Here is a 15,818-nt window from a genome sequence, read left to right on the forward strand (position 1 = left end):
CCCGCCCTACTGAAGGACGGGAAGGAATCAGTCGAAGACGGCCAGTGCCTCGCGTGTCGCGTCATGGAGGCGGTTGTCGTCGGCGGGTGCGCGGCCCAGCACGCGAAGGCCCTGGAAGAAGACGACCAGGAACCGGGCCAGCGCGCGCGGGTCCCGATCGGGCGGCAGTTCGCCCTGCGCGCGAGCCCGGGTGAGTGCCGAGGTGAGCGACGCCTCCAGGAAGTTCCAGCTCGCCTCGACCAGGCGGGCGGCCTCGGGATCGCGGGCGGCGAGCTCCACCGCGGTGTTGACGACGAAGCAGCCGTGCCTCGGCCGGTCGCGGGACGACTCCCGGGCATAGCGCTCGATCAGCGCCTTGACCTGCGGCAGGACGGGCCCCGGCTGCGACAGCGCCTCCGCGATCGCCGGGTCCGTCGTCCGCAGGTAGTGCTCGAACGCCTTCAGGTACAGCTCGTGCTTGCCGCCGAACGTCGCGTAGATGCTGGCGCGGGCGACGCCCAGATGCGCCACGAGATCGGCCATCGACGTCGCCTCGTACCCGCGCTCCCAGAACAGGTCCAGGGCGCGCCGGAGGGCGGCGTCCGGGTCGAACTCCTTCGTCCGTGCCATGGCCTGGACGATAGCCCTATCGAGAACGAACGGTCAAGAATCAGTGCTGCGGCCGGGCCGGTGCGGCCGGGCGGTCCAGGTCCAGGGCGTCCAGCACCGACCCGTCCGCCGCGAGGGCCTCGACGACCGGGCCGCGGCGCGCGCCCCACACGACGGCGACGTGGCCGTGCGCGGGAACGTCCAGCAGCCGCTTGCCGACCCGGATCCGCGCGACCTCCGCCGCCGCGCGCAGCCGCGCCTCGTTCACCCACTTCGCGCCCCACGGCAGCAGCCGGTTGGCGTTGCGGACCGTCCGGCCCGACCCGTACTTCAGCAGGTGGCGACCCATCTCACCGGACGAGCGGCGCGCCAGGGGCTCGTCTGGGGCCGACCCGCCGGCGCCGCCGAGCTCCATCCACTCGCCGTCGCGGCGGTGGAACGTCCAGCCCTCGATGAAGCCGGGCGCCGCGTCGCCCCGCTCGTGCAGGAACGTGACAACGGCGACGTCGCCGTCCATGTCGAGCCCGAGCGGAAGGAAGTCCCGTCCGTCGTCGCGGGCGGCGGGAGCCGGGTCGGGGAGGCCGTCCCGGAGGAGCCGCATGCACTCCTCGCGGACCTCGTGGTCGTTCATGGTGCGGGGTGGTCGTTCATGGTGCGGGACCTCTGGATCGTGCAGGCGAGACAACGTGCAGGCAGGACAAAGGGCCCTCCCGCGAGAGGGCCCTCACGTCGGACACACTCTAGAGGTCCGGCTCGTCTGGTTTCACCCGTCTGGCGTACTCCCGTCCATGCGCCGCTACACGTCCTTCATCTCCCCTTCAGCCCACTCGATTCCGGATTGCGCCGCATCTTCGTCCGCCGTCGCCTGCCTTGACTTCCGCGACGAAGAGTGACGGTGACCACACCGCCTGGATTTGCGTCATTTGTGTGGAGCGGGTTAACTGCTGACATGACCTCCGTACGCCTGTGCCTTGAGCACCGCCCGCAGACCGCGCGGGCCATGCGGCGTATGTGCTGTCGTCGAATGTGTGACCGCTGAGGGCCCCTGCCTGAGCCTCGCGCCCCGAAGCGAGCCGGATCCCGACACGCGAGACACGCATGAATTTCGAACGTCATCTGCTGAGCCACGCCCCGTACCCGCCCGGCCTCTCCTGAGCACGCACGTGCCCGGCTGAGCTTCGCGCGCTGCCGCCGTGCGCCGCGCTGCCGCCGTGCGCCCTTCTGTGGCGTGTCCCGACCTGTTCACCGCCGCCTGACCGGTGGCCTTCCGTCCGCATGGATTGATTCCCTGTGATTCAGATCGAAAAGCTTCGAAAGGTGTACCGCGGCCGCGGCCGCGAGGTGACCGCCGTGGACGGCGTCGACCTGACCGTCGCCGAGGGCGAGGTCTTCGGTGTCCTCGGACGCAGCGGCGCCGGCAAGAGCACGCTGCTGCGCTGCGTCAACCTGCTGGAACGTCCGGACGAGGGCCGTGTCGTGATCGACGGCCGGGACCTGCTCGCCCTGCGCGGCGGCGAGCTGCGCCGGGCGCGCCAGGGCATCGGCATGATCCACCAGCATTTCGGCCTGCTCGGCAGCCGGACCGTCGCCGGCAACGTCGCGTTCCCGCTGGAGGTCATGGGCGTCCCGCGCGCCGAACGGGCCCGCCGCGTCGCCGAGCTCCTCGACCTCGTCGGGCTCACCGAGCACGCGAAGGCGTACCCGGCGCGGATCTCCGGCGGGCAGAAGCAGCGCGTCGGCATCGCCCGCGCCCTCGCCGGACGGCCGAAGGTGCTGCTGTCGGACGAGGCCACGTCCGCGCTCGACCCGGAGACCACCGCGTCGATCCTGGAGCTGCTGCGCGACCTCAACCGGCGGCTCGGCCTCACGATCCTGCTGATCACCCACGAGATGGACGTGGTCAAGCGCATCTGCGACTCGGCCGCCGTCATGCGGGACGGCCGCCTCACCGAGCAGGGCCCGGTGACCGGGCTGCTCGCCCGTCCGGACTCCGAACTGGCCCGCGGCCTGTTCCCGCTGCCGCCCGCCGAGCCCCGTGCGGGCCACACCCTCGTCGAGGTCACCTTCGTCGGCGGGGCCGCCGATGAGCCGTTCGTGTCGGCGCTGGCCCGCAAGTACTCCCTGGACGTCAACATCCTCGGCGGCGCCGTCGAGACGGTGGGCGGCGAACGCGTCGGGCGCCTCCAACTCGAACTCCCCGGCGACCCGTCCCTCAACGCCGCCCAGCTCGCCTTCCTACGCGAGGCAGGCCTAGCCGTGACCGTCAAGCCCCCCACCGCCGAAACCTCTCCCGCCGAGACCCCCGCCGCTGGGACGTCGACCGCTGGGCCGTCGACCACCGGAACACCCGCTGCCGGTACGCCCGCTGCCGGGACGTCCGCCGCCGAGACGCTGGCTGGTGGGACGTCCGCCGCCGGGACGTCCGGCGCTGGCGAGGCAGTCGGTGGTCGCGATGTCGAGGAGGACGTTCGATGAGCTGGGACGAGGTCACCCCGCTGCTGTGGCCCGCCACGGTCGACACCCTCTACATGACCGGTGTGGCGACGCTGTTCACCGCCGTCCTCGGGCTGCTGCTCGGGGTGCTGCTGGTGGTCACCGAGCGCGGCGGGCTGCTGCCCGCGCCGCCGGTCAACAAGGTGCTCGGCGTGGTCGTCAACATCGGGCGCTCGCTGCCGTTCCTCATCCTGATGGTGGCGATCATCCCGTTCACCCGGACGGTCGTCGGCACCAGCATCGGGAACGCGGCCGCGATCGTCCCGCTGACGGTCGGCGCCATCCCGTTCTACGCGCGGCTCGTCGAGATCGCGCTGCGCGAGGTGGACCCGGGCGTGATCGCCGCGGCGGACGCGATGGGCGCGACCCGCCGGGAGATCGTCGGCAAGGTCCTGCTGCGCGAGGCGCGGCCCGGCCTGGTGTCCGGGCTGACCGTCACCGTGATCGCGCTGATCGGCTACACGGCCATGGCTGGGACGGTCGGCGGCGGCGGGCTCGGCAACCTCGCCGTCGTCTACGGCTACGAGCGCTTCGAGACCAAGGTCATGGTCGCGACCGTGGCGCTGCTGATCGTCCTCGTCCTGATCATCCAGGCGGCGGGGGACCTCGTGGCCCGCCGCCTGACCCACAGATAACGCAGAGAAAGGCACCTGTCGTGCTACGCAAGATCACTGTCGCGCTGGCCTCCGTCGGTCTCCTCGCGGGCCTGACCGCCTGCGGCTCGTCGGCGGCGTCGGACGATCCGGACGCCCCGCTGAAGGTCGCGGTCAACCCCGTCCCGCACGGCGACATCCTGACGTACGTCAAGGACAATCTGGCGGCCGAGGCCGGGCTGAAGCTCGACGTCGTGACGTTCAGCGACTACCAGCAGCCGAACACCGCGCTGAAGGAGAAGCAGGTCACGGCCAACTACTTCCAGCACGTGCCGTTCATGGAGGAGTTCGAGAAGAAGTCCGGGGCGACGCTGTCGTTCGTCGCGCCCGTCCACCTCGAACCGCTCGGCGTGTACTCGAAGAAGGCGAAGAGCCTGCAGGCCGTGCCGCGCGGCGCGACCGTCGCCGTCCCCAACGACCCGGCCAACGAGGGGCGCGCGCTGAAGCTGCTGGCCGGGAACGGCCTCATCACCCTGAAGCCGGACGCGCCCGCCACCGCGACGGAACGCGACATCGCGAGCAACCCGAAGGGCCTGAAGATCAAGCCCCTGAAGGCCGCGCAACTGCCCCGCTCGCTGGACGACGTCGACCTCTCGGTCATCAACGGGAACTACGCGATCGAGGCGGGTCTCGCGCCGAACAGGGACGCGCTCGCCGCCGAGAAGCCCGAGGGAAACCCGTACGCGAACGGCGTCGTCACCCTTCCGGAGAACAAGGACGACCCGCGCGTGAAGAAGCTCGTCCAACTGCTGCAGGGCCCCGAGGTCAAGAAGTTCGTCGAGGACAAGTACAAGGGCTCGGTGCTCGTTTCCTCCTGACCGCGGGTCCTGATCGCGACAAACGCGGGAAAGTGCGGCGTACTGTCCGTCGCTCCTGATAGGACAGGGCCGAAGATCTCGCTCGCGAAGGGGACCCATGGGCGTTTACGAGCACCTTGAGGAGTACGCCGGCCTGCCGGTGGCCACGTTCAACGAGGAGACGGGGGTGGACGACGACACCGAGGAGGAGGACGACGGCCGCGGGGCGGCGCCCGCCGCTGATTTCCCGCCCGCGGCCGAGGCGGCCTGGTACGTCGGGACGTCCTTCGGCGAGGAGCCGTTCGCCGACATCTTCGCGCGGTTCCTCCGGACGATCGACACCACCGAGGTCACGGCGCTGATCATCGGCTACTGGGGCGCCTCCTATGACGACGACGTCGCCGACCCGGTCGAGCTGCTGTGCGGGGCGGCCGCGTCCTTCCCCAAGCTGAAGGCGTTGTTCCTCGGCGACATCACCGGAGAGGAGTCGGAGATCTCCTGGATCGAGCTCTCCGACATCTCGCCGCTGTTCACCGCGTTTCCGGGGCTGGAGCGGTTCGAGGTCCGCGGCTCGCAGGGGCTGACGCTCGCACCGCTCAAGAACGAGCGGCTGAAGGTGCTGCGGTTCGAGTCGGGCGGGCTGCCGGGGCGGGTCGTCCAAGCCGTGGGGGCGAGTGAGCTGCCGAGCCTGGAGCACCTCGACCTGTGGCTCGGCGAGGAGAACTACGGCGGCGACTCGACCGTCGCCGACCTGGCCCCGTTCCTCGGCGGCGAGCGGTTCCCGGCCCTGCGCCACCTCGGCCTGGAGGACAGCGAGATCCAGGACGAGATCGCGGCGGCGGTCGCGGGAGCGCCGATCGTGGCGCGGCTGGAGTCGCTCAGCCTCGCGATGGGCATCCTCACCGACCAGGGCGCGGAGGCGCTGCTCTCCGGCCAGCCGCTCACGCACCTGCGCAAACTCGACCTGCACCACCATTTCCTGTCGGACGCCATGGTGGGGCGGGTGAGGGCGGCGCTGCCCGGCGTCGAGGTCGATCTGGACGACCAGGAGAAGCCGGACGGCGACTGGCACTACATCGCGGTGGCCGAATGACCCGGATCCTGGGGGTTTCTGGGCATCGCGCCTCGGTGGCGGGATGACGTTCGCCGTCGTCGGCACGCCCGGCGACCGGCGTCCCGCGCTGTTCGCGGCCGCGTGCCGGTCGTCCGGGCTGCCCGAACCCAGGCTCATCGCCTGGACGGACGTGCTGCGCGGCGCCGAGATCGTCCTCCGGCCCGGCGACCTGCTGCGCGTCGACTCGCCCGGCGAGGACCCGGAGGCCGACGCGCTGCTGCGCGGCCCCGGCGAACCGGCCCGGGTGGGCGGCGGGGCGCGCTGGCACCGGACGTTCACGGCGGCGCTGGGCCGGCTGCCGGCGGCGGCGTCGGCGGCCGGGGCGCGGCTCCTCGGCGACGTCGGGGAGATCGCGGTCATGTTCGACAAGCGGCTCGCGCATGCCCGCCTCCAGGCCGCCGGAGTGCCCGTCCCGCCCGCCCTGCCGCAGGTCGACGGGTACGCGGCGCTCCGTTCGCGGATGGACGAGGCGGGGGAGCGGCGGGTGTTCGTCAAGCCGGCGCACTGCTCGTCCGCGTCCGGGGTGGTGGCGCTGCAGACCGCGTCCGGCCCAGGTGGGCGCCGGGTGAAGGCCGTGACCTCGGCGTTCATGGCGGGGGACGGGGTCTTCAATTCGCTGCGCGTCCGCACCTACGAGACCGAGGACGAGGTGGCCGCCCTCATCGACGCGCTCGCGCCGGACGGCCTCCACGTGGAGCGCTGGCTGCCTAAGGCCACGGTCGGCGGCCGCGTCTTCGATCTGCGCGTCGTCGTCATCGGCGGTGAACCCACGCACGCGGTCGTCCGGACGAGCCGTCACCCGATGACCAACCTGCATCTGGGCGGCGCAAGGGGCGACCTAGCGGCAGTGCAACGCGCCCTTGGCGAGAACGGTTGGCAACGGGCATTGGACGTGTGCGCGCGGGCCGCCACGTGTTTCCCGGGCAGTCTCATGGTCGGCGTCGACCTGCTCCTCGGCCAGGGGATGAGACGCCTCGCCGTCTGCGAGGTCAACGCGTTCGGTGACCTGCTGCCCGGCCTGACCGGCTTTCCCGGCGGCCCCGCCGAGGGCCTGGACACGTACACCGCCCAGATCAGAGCAGCCCTCCGTACTAGAGCTGCATTGCCCGTATGTACGACATGAACCGGGTCATCGGCAGCCATGACGTGCTGCTGGTGACCCTCGACACGCTGCGCTACGACGTGGCCGCCGAACTGGCCGCGTCCGGTGGGACGCCCACGCTGACCGGTCTCCTCCCAGAGGGCCGCTGGGAACGCCGCCACACGCCGGGCAGTTTCACCTACGCCGCGCACACCGCGATGCTCGCCGGTTTCCTGCCGACGCCTGTGACCCCTGGGCCGCACCCTCGTCTCTTCGCCGGAACGTTCCCAGGCAGCGAGACGACCACCGACGGCACGTGGACGTTCGACGCCGCCGACCTGCCGTCCGGGCTCGCGGCGGTCGGCTACCACACGGTCTGCGTGGGCGGCGTCGGGTTCTTCAACAAGCAGACACCGCTCGGATCAGCGATTCCGTCGCTGTTCGCCGAGAGCCACTGGGAGCGCGGGTTCGGAGTCACCGACCCCGAGTCGCTGCCCAACCAGATCGACCGCGTCGCCGAAATCATGACGCGTCTGCCTGCCGAACGCCGCCTGTTCCTGCTGTTGAACGTCGCGTCCCTGCACCAGCCCAACTGGTTCTACCTGGACGGTGCCGCACCCTCCCACGGGGACACGCGCGCCAGCCACGCCGCCGCGCTGCGGCATGTCGACGCCCACATCGGACGGCTGTTCTCCCTGATGCGCCGCCCCTGCTTCGTCATCGTCTGCTCCGACCACGGGACGGCGTACGGCGAGGACGGCCACGTTGGGCACCGCATCGGTCACGAGGTCGTCTGGACCGTCCCATACGGGGAGTTCGTTCTGTCGTGAATCAATACCAGGCGTACGTGTACGCATACCCGCACAAGACCGCCTACCGTCCGCTGCCTACACCGCCTGCACTATCTGATGTATGGGCTGACGAGCCGCTCGATTCGCTCTTTCTCTACATGCACGTGCCCTTCTGCGAAATGCGATGCGGCTTCTGCAATCTGTTCACCCGCACGGGCGCCCCCGAAGAGCTGACCGGCGCCTACCTGGACGCGCTCGACCGGCAGGCCACCGCCGTCCTGGACGCCCTGGACGGCGAGGGCTCGTTCACCACCGCGGCGTTCGGCGGCGGCACGCCGACCTACCTCACCGCGCCCGAACTGGAGCGTCTCTGCGAAATCGCCGGACGGTTCCCGGGATTCGGCACGGTTCCGCTGGGCGTGGAGACGTCCCCGGCAACCGCGACCACCGACCGGCTGACAGTGCTCGCCGAACGAGGGACGACCCGGATCTCCATCGGCGTCCAGAGCTTCATTGACGAAGAGGCGCGTGCGGCCGTCCGTCCCCAGAAGCGCGCCGAAGTCGAGGCGGCGCTCGACCGCATCCGTGCGGTGGGCTTTCCGACCCTCAACATCGACCTCATCTACGGCATCGACGGCCAGACACCCGCGACCTGGACGCACTCCCTGAACGCGGCCCTGGCCTGGCGTCCAGAGGAGATCTACCTCTATCCGCTCTACGTCCGTCCGAAGACCGGGCTCGAACATCGCGCCCAAGACTGGGACGACCAGCGCGCCACGCTCTACCAAATCGGCCGAGACCATCTCTTGGGCGAAGGCTACGAGCAGGTGTCGATGCGGATGTTCCGCCTACCCTCAGCCACCGCCAACGGCACCGAATACTGCTGCCAGACGGACGGCATGGTCGGCCTAGGTTGCGGAGCCCGTTCCTACACGTCCCGATTGCACTACTCGTTTGAATATGCCGTCGAGACAAGGCACGTGCGCTCCATCATCGATGATTACGTGCGCGAGGACGATTTCACCACCGCCCGAGTCGGTTTCGACTTGGACGACGACGAACTCCGCCGCCGACACCTCGTCCAATCCCTATTGCAAGCGACCGGCCTTGACCGAACGCTCTACCACTCGCGCTTCAACACAGACCCACTGGACGACTTCCCCGCTGACCTCAAGTCGTTTCACGACCGCGGTTGGCTGGAAACGTCCGAGGACACCATTCGGCTGACTCCGGAAGGGCTCGCCTACTCCGACGCAATCGGCCCGGCGCTGTTCTCCTCGCGCGTCCAAGCGCTGATGGCCTCCTACGAGGCCCGCTGATGGAACACCTGACCATCCTCTACCGGGGACCACTGGCCAGCTGCGACTACGACTGCCCGTACTGCCCCTTCGCCAAGCGCCGCGACACCCCGGAACAACTCCGTGCCGACCGTGCCGCACTCGAACGCTTCACCGCCTGGGTCTCCGCACAAGACCACGGCATCTCCGTGCTGTTCACCCCTTGGGGCGAGGGACTCGTCCGATCCTGGTACCGGCGCGCCCTCGTCGACCTGAGCCATCTCCCGCACGTGGAGCGGGTCGCGATCCAGACGAACCTGAGCCACCGCTTGTCGTGGACGTCCGACGCCGACCTCACCCGCCTCGCGCTCTGGGCGACGTACCACCCGGGCCAAGTGCCGTACGACCGCTTCCTCGGCAAATGCCGCGATCTGGCGGCGCGCGGCGTGCGGTTCAGCGTCGGCATCGTCGGCCTGCCCGAACACCTCGACGCCGCCCGGAGACTCCGCGCCGACCTGCCCGCCGAGACGTACCTGTGGGTCAACGCCGCCGAAGGACACGTCTACGACGACGCCGAGGCCGACGCCTGGACCGCCGTCGACCCCCTGTTCCCGGTGAGCCGCCGCCCGCACGCCAGCCGCGGTCTCACCTGCCGGACGGGCCACACCATCGTCTCCGTGGACGGCGACGGCACCGTCCGCCGCTGCCATTTCGTCCCCGCCGTCCTGGGCAACCTCTACGACGGCTCGTTCCGCGACGCCCTCGCTCCCCGCCCCTGCCCCTTGGACACGTGCGACTGCCACATCGGCTACGTCCACCTCGAACCACTCGGCCTCTACGACACCTTCGCGGGAGGCATCCTCGAACGCATCCCCGCCCTCCTCTCCCACCCCTGACCCGCCCGCACACCCCCACCCCCGACACGGACGCCCAATGCGCAGCCCGGGTCGCCTAAGGCGCGGGCCGGGAGCGCCCGAGGCGTGGGCCGGTCACGGTCAATGGGATGGTTCTCGTGCGCGGTCGGGGGAGAGGGCGCATGCTTGCGTTAGCCGGTGAAACTTAGGCGGATCCGTGGACCATTTACCTCGTCCTCACCTCGTCCTCGCGCTCAGGCCGGTCGAGGCGGCCGTGCGCGCGGCGCGCGACACGGTGCGCGCCGCCATGGAGGACTGGAACCGCCAGGACGTCAACGGCGACCTCGAACTCATCACCAGCGAACTCGTCACGAACGCGATCAGGCACGCGACCGCCGTCACGCTCGTCGTCTCGCTACCCGACGACACGACCGCCATGGTCGAGGTGTGGGACGACAACCCGGAGGGGCCGTCCGCGCCGAGGGCCGACCTTCACGCCGAGGGCGGCCGCGGCCTCCTGCTCGTCGGCGCGCTGGCACGGTCGTGGGGCTGGCGCTCCACCGTCGGCGGCAAGGTCACCTGGGCGCAGACCGTGACGCCATGAGCGGCGGGAACTGGGCGGGCGTCCGTTGGTGACTGGGGAAGTGCGACCAACGGACACCCGCCGGAGGCCGAGACGTCCCGGCCGTCCATAGGCTCAGGTCTGCTTCTCGGGGTGGTAGTCGGCCTCGTCCACACCGAACGTCCAGGCGACGCCTGCGCGCGCTGTGCGCGTGCTGGGCGGGACGCGCAGGTAGTAAGTCCGGTGGGTTCCGTCTGGTTCCGGTGTCGAATTCACCACCTCCACCATGACCACGGGTTCGTCGCCGGGCAGGTCGATCGACCACAGGACGCCCGTCTCGTCCCGGTGGACGGGACGCGCGCCCGTCTCGGCCAGATAGCGGTCGTAGCCGAAGATCTCCAGCATCACCCGGCGCAGCTCGGCGTTCTCCTCGGACGAGATGCGGGACGCCGTGAGACCGGTCAGCGTGTCGACGAAATCGGGCGGGATCGGCATGCCGCGCCAGGCGTGCAGGGCGAAACCGTCCGGGTAGGCGAGGGCCGGGCCGTCGCCGCGGTGCAGCCGTCCGGGCTCGTCACGGTGCAGTTCGCTAGGCCGCTCCGACAGAATCACCAGCCGCTCGTAGGGCCACCACCAGCCGGTGGCGCGGGCGGCCTCCGCGAGGCCCGCGAGGGGGCCGTCCAGCCGTCCGAGCGTCTCGAAGAGTGCCAGCCAGGGCGCGTCGTGCTGGCCGAGGACGGCGTCGAGCGTGGCGCCCCGCAGCAGGGACGCCGTCGCCTCCACCTGGGCGTCGGTCATGTCGCCCTCTACGAGGTCGCCGATGGCGCCCCGCACACGCGTGACCAACGCCTGGACTTGGTTCCACAGCATGCCGCCCGTCTCGGCCCACACCTGCGGCCACTGCTCCGGCCCCTGTTCGGAGCAGGCCGCGGTGCGTTCGGCCTCCCACGGACGCGTCCTCACCTCGGCGAGCACGCTCGTCGCCGCTGTGACGTCTCCGAGGTCGGCCCTGGCCTGATCGACCAGTTCGCCGAGCCCTGCCGCCGCCAGAGCGTCGCCGTGCCCGGCCAGGACGGCCGCCGCCACGGCCCCGCGCGCGGGGGAGGGCACCCAGACGTACCGTTCTGGCGCGTCCAGACCGGCGGCCTCGTACGCGGCGGCGACGCCTGCCTCCGCCCGGTCACGGTCAGCGGGACCGGTGCCGAAGGCCGCCGACTGCCAGTCGCCGACGACGTAATGGGCTTCGCGTGCTGTAGCAGTGAGCATCCCAACGCCCCTCAGTCGGCCACGACGCGGACGGTGCCCGGCACGTACTCGCGCTGGCGGATCACCCGGTACCAGCCCCTCGGCAGGGTGATCGGCGCGTGCTCCTCGTGGACCAGCCGTCCGCCGGACGGCAAATGCAGATGGTCCGGAGTGAGCGGGTCGGGTGCGCGCAGTAGCGACCCGGGCGCGGACAGCGCGTGCGCGTGCCCGGTGGCCTCGCCGAGTGCCAGAACCATGCGTCCTCGTCCGTCCCGCAGCGCGGGCCGCAGATCGCGTACGGACTGCGGGACCGCCTCCTCGGGCACGGGCAGGATCAGGATGTCTCCCTGTCGGTACATGCGGCGAACGTAACGTCCGCCACCGACAAAACGAGCGCCTGGAAGCTGCGGACGGAGACGGCCGCTAGAAGCCGCGGGTGCGTCGCGCCGCGGGACGGGCCCAGCGCCCGGACGCGCTCAACCCGACGTGCTGGAACGCCCGCACGAGTTCCCCACCGAGGTTGACGCCGGCGCCCAGCGCGAGGGCAACCGACACGGCGCCGATGAGGCTCAGCACACCCGACTCTGGGGAACCGGTGTTGAGCTCGACCATTCCCCTATAGAGCGCGGTGCCGGGCAGTAGGGGGCCGATGGCGGGGACGACGAACGGCATGACGGGCTGCCCGTGTCTGCGCGCCAGCCAGTTCGCCAGGATGCCGACGACGGTGGCCGCCATGGCCGCGGCCAGGACGGGTGGAACGTGCCATCCACGCGCCAGGACGTACAGCACCCAGATCAGCGCGCCGCCCAGCGCCGCGGCGGTCAGCACGTCCCGGGGGACGGCGAGCGACACCGCGAACGTCAGCGAGATGGCGCCCGCCGCCATGACCGCGACCGGTTCCAGCTCCGCCGCCGGGGTGGGCAGGTGCCGGACGTCGATCGTCACGCCCAGCTTGACCGCGAGGTAGACGACCGCGCCCAGCCCGGAGACGATCGCCGCGATCATGAAGAAGACCTCCAGCACCCGTGCCCCGGCGCTGACCAGGTCGCCGGTGATGCCGTCCTGGATGCTGGCGACCAGCGGGCGTCCCGGCAGCAGCGCCAGGATCGCGCCCGTGACGACCGTCGCCGCCTGGCCCGGACTGCCCAGCGCCACCACGATCGCCGCCGCTCCGGCGCCGATCGCGGCCGCCACCGTCAGCTGGAAGAACTCCGCGATGCCCCGGCGCGCGAGCGCGGCGGCGGCGCGGTCGCCGAGCAGGGTGGCGATGAACGCCGTGGCCGCCACGAGCGGTCCGCCGCCGGTCAGCACACTGCCCGAGGCAGAGATGAGCCCCAGCGACACGACCAGGAGCCAGGCCGGGTATGGAGGACGTCCCCTCTTTATCTCCGCGAGCCGCGCGTGCGCGTCCTCAAGTTCCAGCATCCCGATGGACGCGTCCTGTACCAGCTGGTGCAGCGCCGTGAGTCGCCAGTACGCCGGTGTGCGGCGGCGGATGGCCCGCGTCCCCGTCACCGGCGGTTCGCCCTTCCCCGGGTGAGCCGACACCAGGATGCTCGTCAGCGTGACCTGGACTTCACAGCGCGGAAGCTCATAGGCGACCGCCAGGCCGAGCATGGCCTCGTTAACACGCTCGGTAGTCTCACCGCTGGCCAGGAGGAGTTCGCCCACGCGCAGGACGAGGTCGACCGCCCGTGGGTCAACGACCTCGGTGGGCTCCTCTTCGAGCGGTTCGGGGGGTGTGTGCTCCATCAGGACCTGCAAGGTCCGTCGCAAGCGTTCCGCCGCGCCCATTCCCCGCCCAGGTTCCTTCCGCGCTGGAAACCGATCTTGACTCGCAGGCTACCCGCGCCTCACCCGCCCCAAATCAGCGGCCCTGTTTATCCACAGAACGCGGTTCTGGTGCGGGGGGCTCCGCGGCGCTGGTACCAAGGACGCATGAGCGAATCAGACCTGCTCCGGGACGATGCCGAGCGCTGCCTGCGAGCCCTCGCGGGCGACCACGCGCGGCTCCGCGACGACCAGTGGACGGCGATCAGCGCCCTCGTCGTCGAACGGCGGCGGGCACTGGTCGTCCAGCGCACCGGCTGGGGCAAGTCCGCCGTCTACTTCGTCGCCACCCGGCTGCTCCGCGACCGCGGCGCCGGCCCCACCGTGATCGTGTCGCCGCTGCTGGCGCTGATGCGCAACCAGATCGAGGCCGCCGGCCGCGCGGGCATCCACGCCCGCACCATCAACTCGTCCAACACCGGCGACTGGGATCAGATCTTCGCCGAGGTCGAGGACGGCGCGGTCGACGTCCTGCTGGTCAGCCCCGAGCGGCTCAACAACCCCGAGTTCCGCGACCTCGTCCTGCCGAAGCTCGCCGCCGGGGCCGGGCTGGTCGTCGTGGACGAGGCGCACTGCATCTCCGACTGGGGGCACGACTTCCGTCCCGACTACCGGCGGCTCCGCACCCTGCTGGCCGAGCTGCCGCCCGGCGTCCCGGTGCTCGCCACCACCGCGACCGCCAACGCCCGCGTCACCCAGGACGTCGCCGAGCAGCTCGCCGGCGACGAGGCCCTCGTCCTGCGCGGCCCGCTCGAACGCGATTCGCTCCACCTCGCCGTCGTCGCGTTGCCCACCGCCGAGCAGCGCATCGCCTGGCTGGGCGAGCACATCGGCGAACTCACCGGCTCCGGCATCATCTACACCCTCACCGTCGCCGCCGCCCACGAGATCGCCGGCTACCTCCGCGACCGCGGCCACGATGTCGCCGCCTACTCGGGCCAGACCGAGCAGGCCGAACGGCTCCAGGCCGAGCAGGACCTCCTCGACAACAAGCTCAAGGCGCTCGTCGCCACCAGCGCCCTGGGCATGGGCTTCGACAAACCCGACCTCGGCTTCATCGTCCATGTGGGCGCCCCGCAGTCCCCGGTGGCCTACTACCAGCAGATCGGACGCGCGGGCCGCGGCGTCGACCGCGCCGAGGTGATCCTCCTTCCCGGCCGGGAAGACCGCGACATCTGGGCCTACTTCGCCAGCCTCGCGTTCCCGCCGGAGCACGTCGTCCGCCAGACGCTCGACGTCCTGGAGACCGCCGACCGCCCGCTCTCCACCGGCGCCCTCGAACCCCAGGTCGACCTCAGCCGCTCCCGCCTCGAGATGATGCTGAAGGTCCTCGACGTCGACGGAGCGGCCCGCCGAGTCAAGGGCGGCTGGACGGCGACCGGCCGGCCCTGGTCCTACGACCGCGAACGCTATGAACGCGTCACCGCCGAACGCCGCCGCGAACAGCAGGCGATGCTCGACTACATCTCGACTCCCAACTGCCGAGAGGAGTACCTGCGCCGCCAACTGGACGACCCCGCCGCCGCCCCCTGCGGCCGCTGCGACAACTGCACCGGCCGCCACTGGTCCGCCGACGTCACACAAAAGAGCACCACGCAGGCGAGGGATCGTCTGCACCGTCCCGGCGTCGACATCGCGCCCCGCCGCATGTGGCCCGCCGGCGTCAAGGACGACCTGGGCGTCTCCGGCCGCATCGAACTGCAGGCCGAGACGGGCCGCGCCCTGGGCCGCCTCACCGACATCGGCTGGGGCAACCGCCTCCGCGAGCTGTTCGCCGCCGACGACATCGATGTTCCCGCCGACCTGCTGGACGCCGTGGTCAAGGTCCTCGCCGCCTGGAATTGGCCCGCCCGCCCCACCGGCGTCGTGACCATCGGCTCCCGATCCCGCCCTCGCCTGGTCACCACCTTCGGCCGCAGCATCGCCGAAATCGGCCGCCTCCCGTACCTGGGCGAGCTCACCCCCACCGGCGACCCCGTCCCGCGCCGCCACAACAGCGCCCAGCGCCTCCGCTCCGTTTGGCAAACCCTCGCCGTCCCGACCGCCCTCGCCGAAACCCTCCCCAACACCCCAGGCCCCGTCCTCCTGGTAGACGACCGAGTGGAAACCGGCTGGACGATGACCGTCGCAACCCGCCTCCTAAGGCAGTCCGGCGCCCAAGCCACCCTCCCCTTGGCCCTGGCCACCCCCAACTGAACTGGTGGGGGCGCGCCGCCCGCGCGCCCCCGTGGGGCGCGGGCGACGAGTTGGGCCGGCCCGTGCGCGCGGCCCCGCACACGGGCCGGCGTCCGGCCCCGGCGCCGCGGCGGAGAAGGGCCGCGGCGAACGGGAGTCGGGACCCCGGGCGGCGGCCCCGGCGGCCGGCACCGCCGGGGCACGCCCGGGAGCGCCGCCGCCCTTGATGGGACGGATGACGGCGGCAGGGAGTGGCCCGAAGGAAGTGTTCTAGAGGTTAGAAAACTCTGTCCAGTTGTTTGGGAGAACATCTTGAGATAAGTTCAGCGGGAAATGTCATCATTTCCCGTCAGAGTGA

Annotated in this window: 14 protein-coding genes and 1 pseudogene; 10 read left to right on the plus strand and 5 right to left on the minus strand. The window is 71.0% G+C overall.

Annotation, left to right across the window (positions count from 1 at the left end):
• Positions 1 to 27: 27 nt before the first annotated feature.
• Both ACH35V_RS23985 and ACH35V_RS23990 read right to left on the minus strand, forming a co-directional pair.
• Positions 28 to 609, minus strand: a complete 582-nt coding sequence (locus tag ACH35V_RS23985; RefSeq protein WP_395975208.1) for a TetR/AcrR family transcriptional regulator — start codon at positions 607 to 609, stop codon at positions 28 to 30.
• Between the two features lie 40 nt (positions 610 to 649).
• On the minus strand, positions 650 to 1,219 hold the full coding sequence (locus ACH35V_RS23990) for a hypothetical protein (protein ID WP_395975209.1): 570 nt from the start codon (positions 1,217 to 1,219) through the stop codon (positions 650 to 652).
• Positions 1,220 to 1,878: 659 nt separating this feature from the next.
• Between ACH35V_RS23990 and ACH35V_RS23995 the strand changes: the two are divergent.
• The 9 genes and pseudogenes from ACH35V_RS23995 to ACH35V_RS24035 form a co-directional block, all read left to right on the plus strand.
• Positions 1,879 to 2,853: pseudogene (locus tag ACH35V_RS23995) on the plus strand (methionine ABC transporter ATP-binding protein); the annotation flags it as partial.
• Between the two features lie 206 nt (positions 2,854 to 3,059).
• The gene (locus tag ACH35V_RS24000; protein WP_395975210.1) at positions 3,060 to 3,716 is read left to right on the plus strand and encodes a methionine ABC transporter permease; all 657 of its coding nucleotides are present in this window, start codon (positions 3,060 to 3,062) and stop codon (positions 3,714 to 3,716) included.
• Positions 3,717 to 3,736: 20 nt separating this feature from the next.
• A complete protein-coding gene (locus ACH35V_RS24005; protein WP_395975211.1) occupies positions 3,737 to 4,552 on the plus strand; it encodes a MetQ/NlpA family ABC transporter substrate-binding protein in 816 nt (271 codons plus the stop codon).
• Between the two features lie 97 nt (positions 4,553 to 4,649).
• Entirely contained in the window at positions 4,650 to 5,624 is a 975-nt protein-coding gene (locus ACH35V_RS24010; protein ID WP_395975212.1) for an STM4015 family protein, read from the plus strand.
• A gap of 43 nt (positions 5,625 to 5,667) precedes the next feature.
• The gene (locus ACH35V_RS24015) at positions 5,668 to 6,768 is read left to right on the plus strand and encodes an STM4014 family protein (RefSeq protein ID WP_395975213.1); all 1,101 of its coding nucleotides are present in this window, start codon (positions 5,668 to 5,670) and stop codon (positions 6,766 to 6,768) included.
• Positions 6,756 to 7,556 (plus strand): STM4013/SEN3800 family hydrolase, encoded by an 801-nt coding sequence (locus ACH35V_RS24020; protein WP_395975214.1) that lies wholly within the window; start codon positions 6,756 to 6,758, stop codon positions 7,554 to 7,556. The genes ACH35V_RS24015 and ACH35V_RS24020 overlap by 13 nt, the downstream gene beginning before the upstream one ends.
• A 17-nt stretch (positions 7,557 to 7,573) precedes the next feature.
• Positions 7,574 to 8,836, plus strand: a complete 1,263-nt coding sequence (locus tag ACH35V_RS24025; RefSeq protein ID WP_395975215.1) for an STM4012 family radical SAM protein — start codon at positions 7,574 to 7,576, stop codon at positions 8,834 to 8,836.
• Positions 8,836 to 9,690, plus strand: a complete 855-nt coding sequence (locus ACH35V_RS24030; RefSeq protein ID WP_395975216.1) for an STM4011 family radical SAM protein — start codon at positions 8,836 to 8,838, stop codon at positions 9,688 to 9,690. The genes ACH35V_RS24025 and ACH35V_RS24030 overlap by 1 nt, the downstream gene beginning before the upstream one ends.
• 175 nt (positions 9,691 to 9,865) lie before the next feature.
• On the plus strand, positions 9,866 to 10,252 hold the full coding sequence (locus ACH35V_RS24035) for an ATP-binding protein (RefSeq protein ID WP_395975217.1): 387 nt from the start codon (positions 9,866 to 9,868) through the stop codon (positions 10,250 to 10,252).
• 93 nt (positions 10,253 to 10,345) lie between these two features.
• On the opposite strand, the gene ACH35V_RS24040 is transcribed toward ACH35V_RS24035, so the two are convergent.
• From ACH35V_RS24040 to ACH35V_RS24050, 3 genes are all read right to left on the minus strand, one after another.
• Positions 10,346 to 11,476 (minus strand): DUF6745 domain-containing protein, encoded by a 1,131-nt coding sequence (locus ACH35V_RS24040; RefSeq protein ID WP_395975218.1) that lies wholly within the window; start codon positions 11,474 to 11,476, stop codon positions 10,346 to 10,348.
• A gap of 11 nt (positions 11,477 to 11,487) precedes the next feature.
• A complete protein-coding gene (locus tag ACH35V_RS24045; protein WP_395975219.1) occupies positions 11,488 to 11,814 on the minus strand; it encodes a hypothetical protein in 327 nt (108 codons plus the stop codon).
• A 64-nt stretch (positions 11,815 to 11,878) separates the two neighbouring features.
• The gene (locus tag ACH35V_RS24050; RefSeq protein ID WP_395975220.1) at positions 11,879 to 13,207 is read right to left on the minus strand and encodes a threonine/serine exporter ThrE family protein; all 1,329 of its coding nucleotides are present in this window, start codon (positions 13,205 to 13,207) and stop codon (positions 11,879 to 11,881) included.
• Positions 13,208 to 13,393: 186 nt separating this feature from the next.
• Between ACH35V_RS24050 and ACH35V_RS24055 the strand changes: the two genes are divergently transcribed.
• On the plus strand, positions 13,394 to 15,481 hold the full coding sequence (locus tag ACH35V_RS24055; RefSeq protein ID WP_395975221.1) for a RecQ family ATP-dependent DNA helicase: 2,088 nt from the start codon (positions 13,394 to 13,396) through the stop codon (positions 15,479 to 15,481).
• Positions 15,482 to 15,818 lie beyond the last annotated feature (337 nt).

The organism is Actinomadura sp. 1N219 (assembly GCF_044326405.1).
Taxonomy (GTDB): domain Bacteria; phylum Actinomycetota; class Actinomycetes; order Streptosporangiales; family Streptosporangiaceae; genus Spirillospora.

Excerpts from the sequence above, each read along its gene's own strand:
- ACH35V_RS23985 (WP_395975208.1), bottom strand. The coding sequence starts at position 609 with ATGGCACGGACGAAGGAGTTCGACCCGGACGCCGCCCTCCGGCGCGCC.
- ACH35V_RS23990 (WP_395975209.1), bottom strand. The coding sequence starts at position 1,219 with ATGAACGACCACGAGGTCCGCGAGGAGTGCATGCGGCTCCTCCGGGAC.
- ACH35V_RS24000 (WP_395975210.1), top strand. The coding sequence starts at position 3,060 with ATGAGCTGGGACGAGGTCACCCCGCTGCTGTGGCCCGCCACGGTCGAC.
- ACH35V_RS24010 (WP_395975212.1), top strand. The coding sequence starts at position 4,650 with ATGGGCGTTTACGAGCACCTTGAGGAGTACGCCGGCCTGCCGGTGGCC.
- ACH35V_RS24015 (WP_395975213.1), top strand. The coding sequence starts at position 5,668 with ATGACGTTCGCCGTCGTCGGCACGCCCGGCGACCGGCGTCCCGCGCTG.
- ACH35V_RS24020 (WP_395975214.1), top strand. The coding sequence starts at position 6,756 with ATGTACGACATGAACCGGGTCATCGGCAGCCATGACGTGCTGCTGGTG.
- ACH35V_RS24030 (WP_395975216.1), top strand. The coding sequence starts at position 8,836 with ATGGAACACCTGACCATCCTCTACCGGGGACCACTGGCCAGCTGCGAC.
- ACH35V_RS24040 (WP_395975218.1), bottom strand. The coding sequence starts at position 11,476 with ATGCTCACTGCTACAGCACGCGAAGCCCATTACGTCGTCGGCGACTGG.
- ACH35V_RS24045 (WP_395975219.1), bottom strand. The coding sequence starts at position 11,814 with ATGTACCGACAGGGAGACATCCTGATCCTGCCCGTGCCCGAGGAGGCG.
- ACH35V_RS24050 (WP_395975220.1), bottom strand. The coding sequence starts at position 13,207 with ATGGAGCACACACCCCCCGAACCGCTCGAAGAGGAGCCCACCGAGGTC.
- ACH35V_RS24055 (WP_395975221.1), top strand. The coding sequence starts at position 13,394 with ATGAGCGAATCAGACCTGCTCCGGGACGATGCCGAGCGCTGCCTGCGA.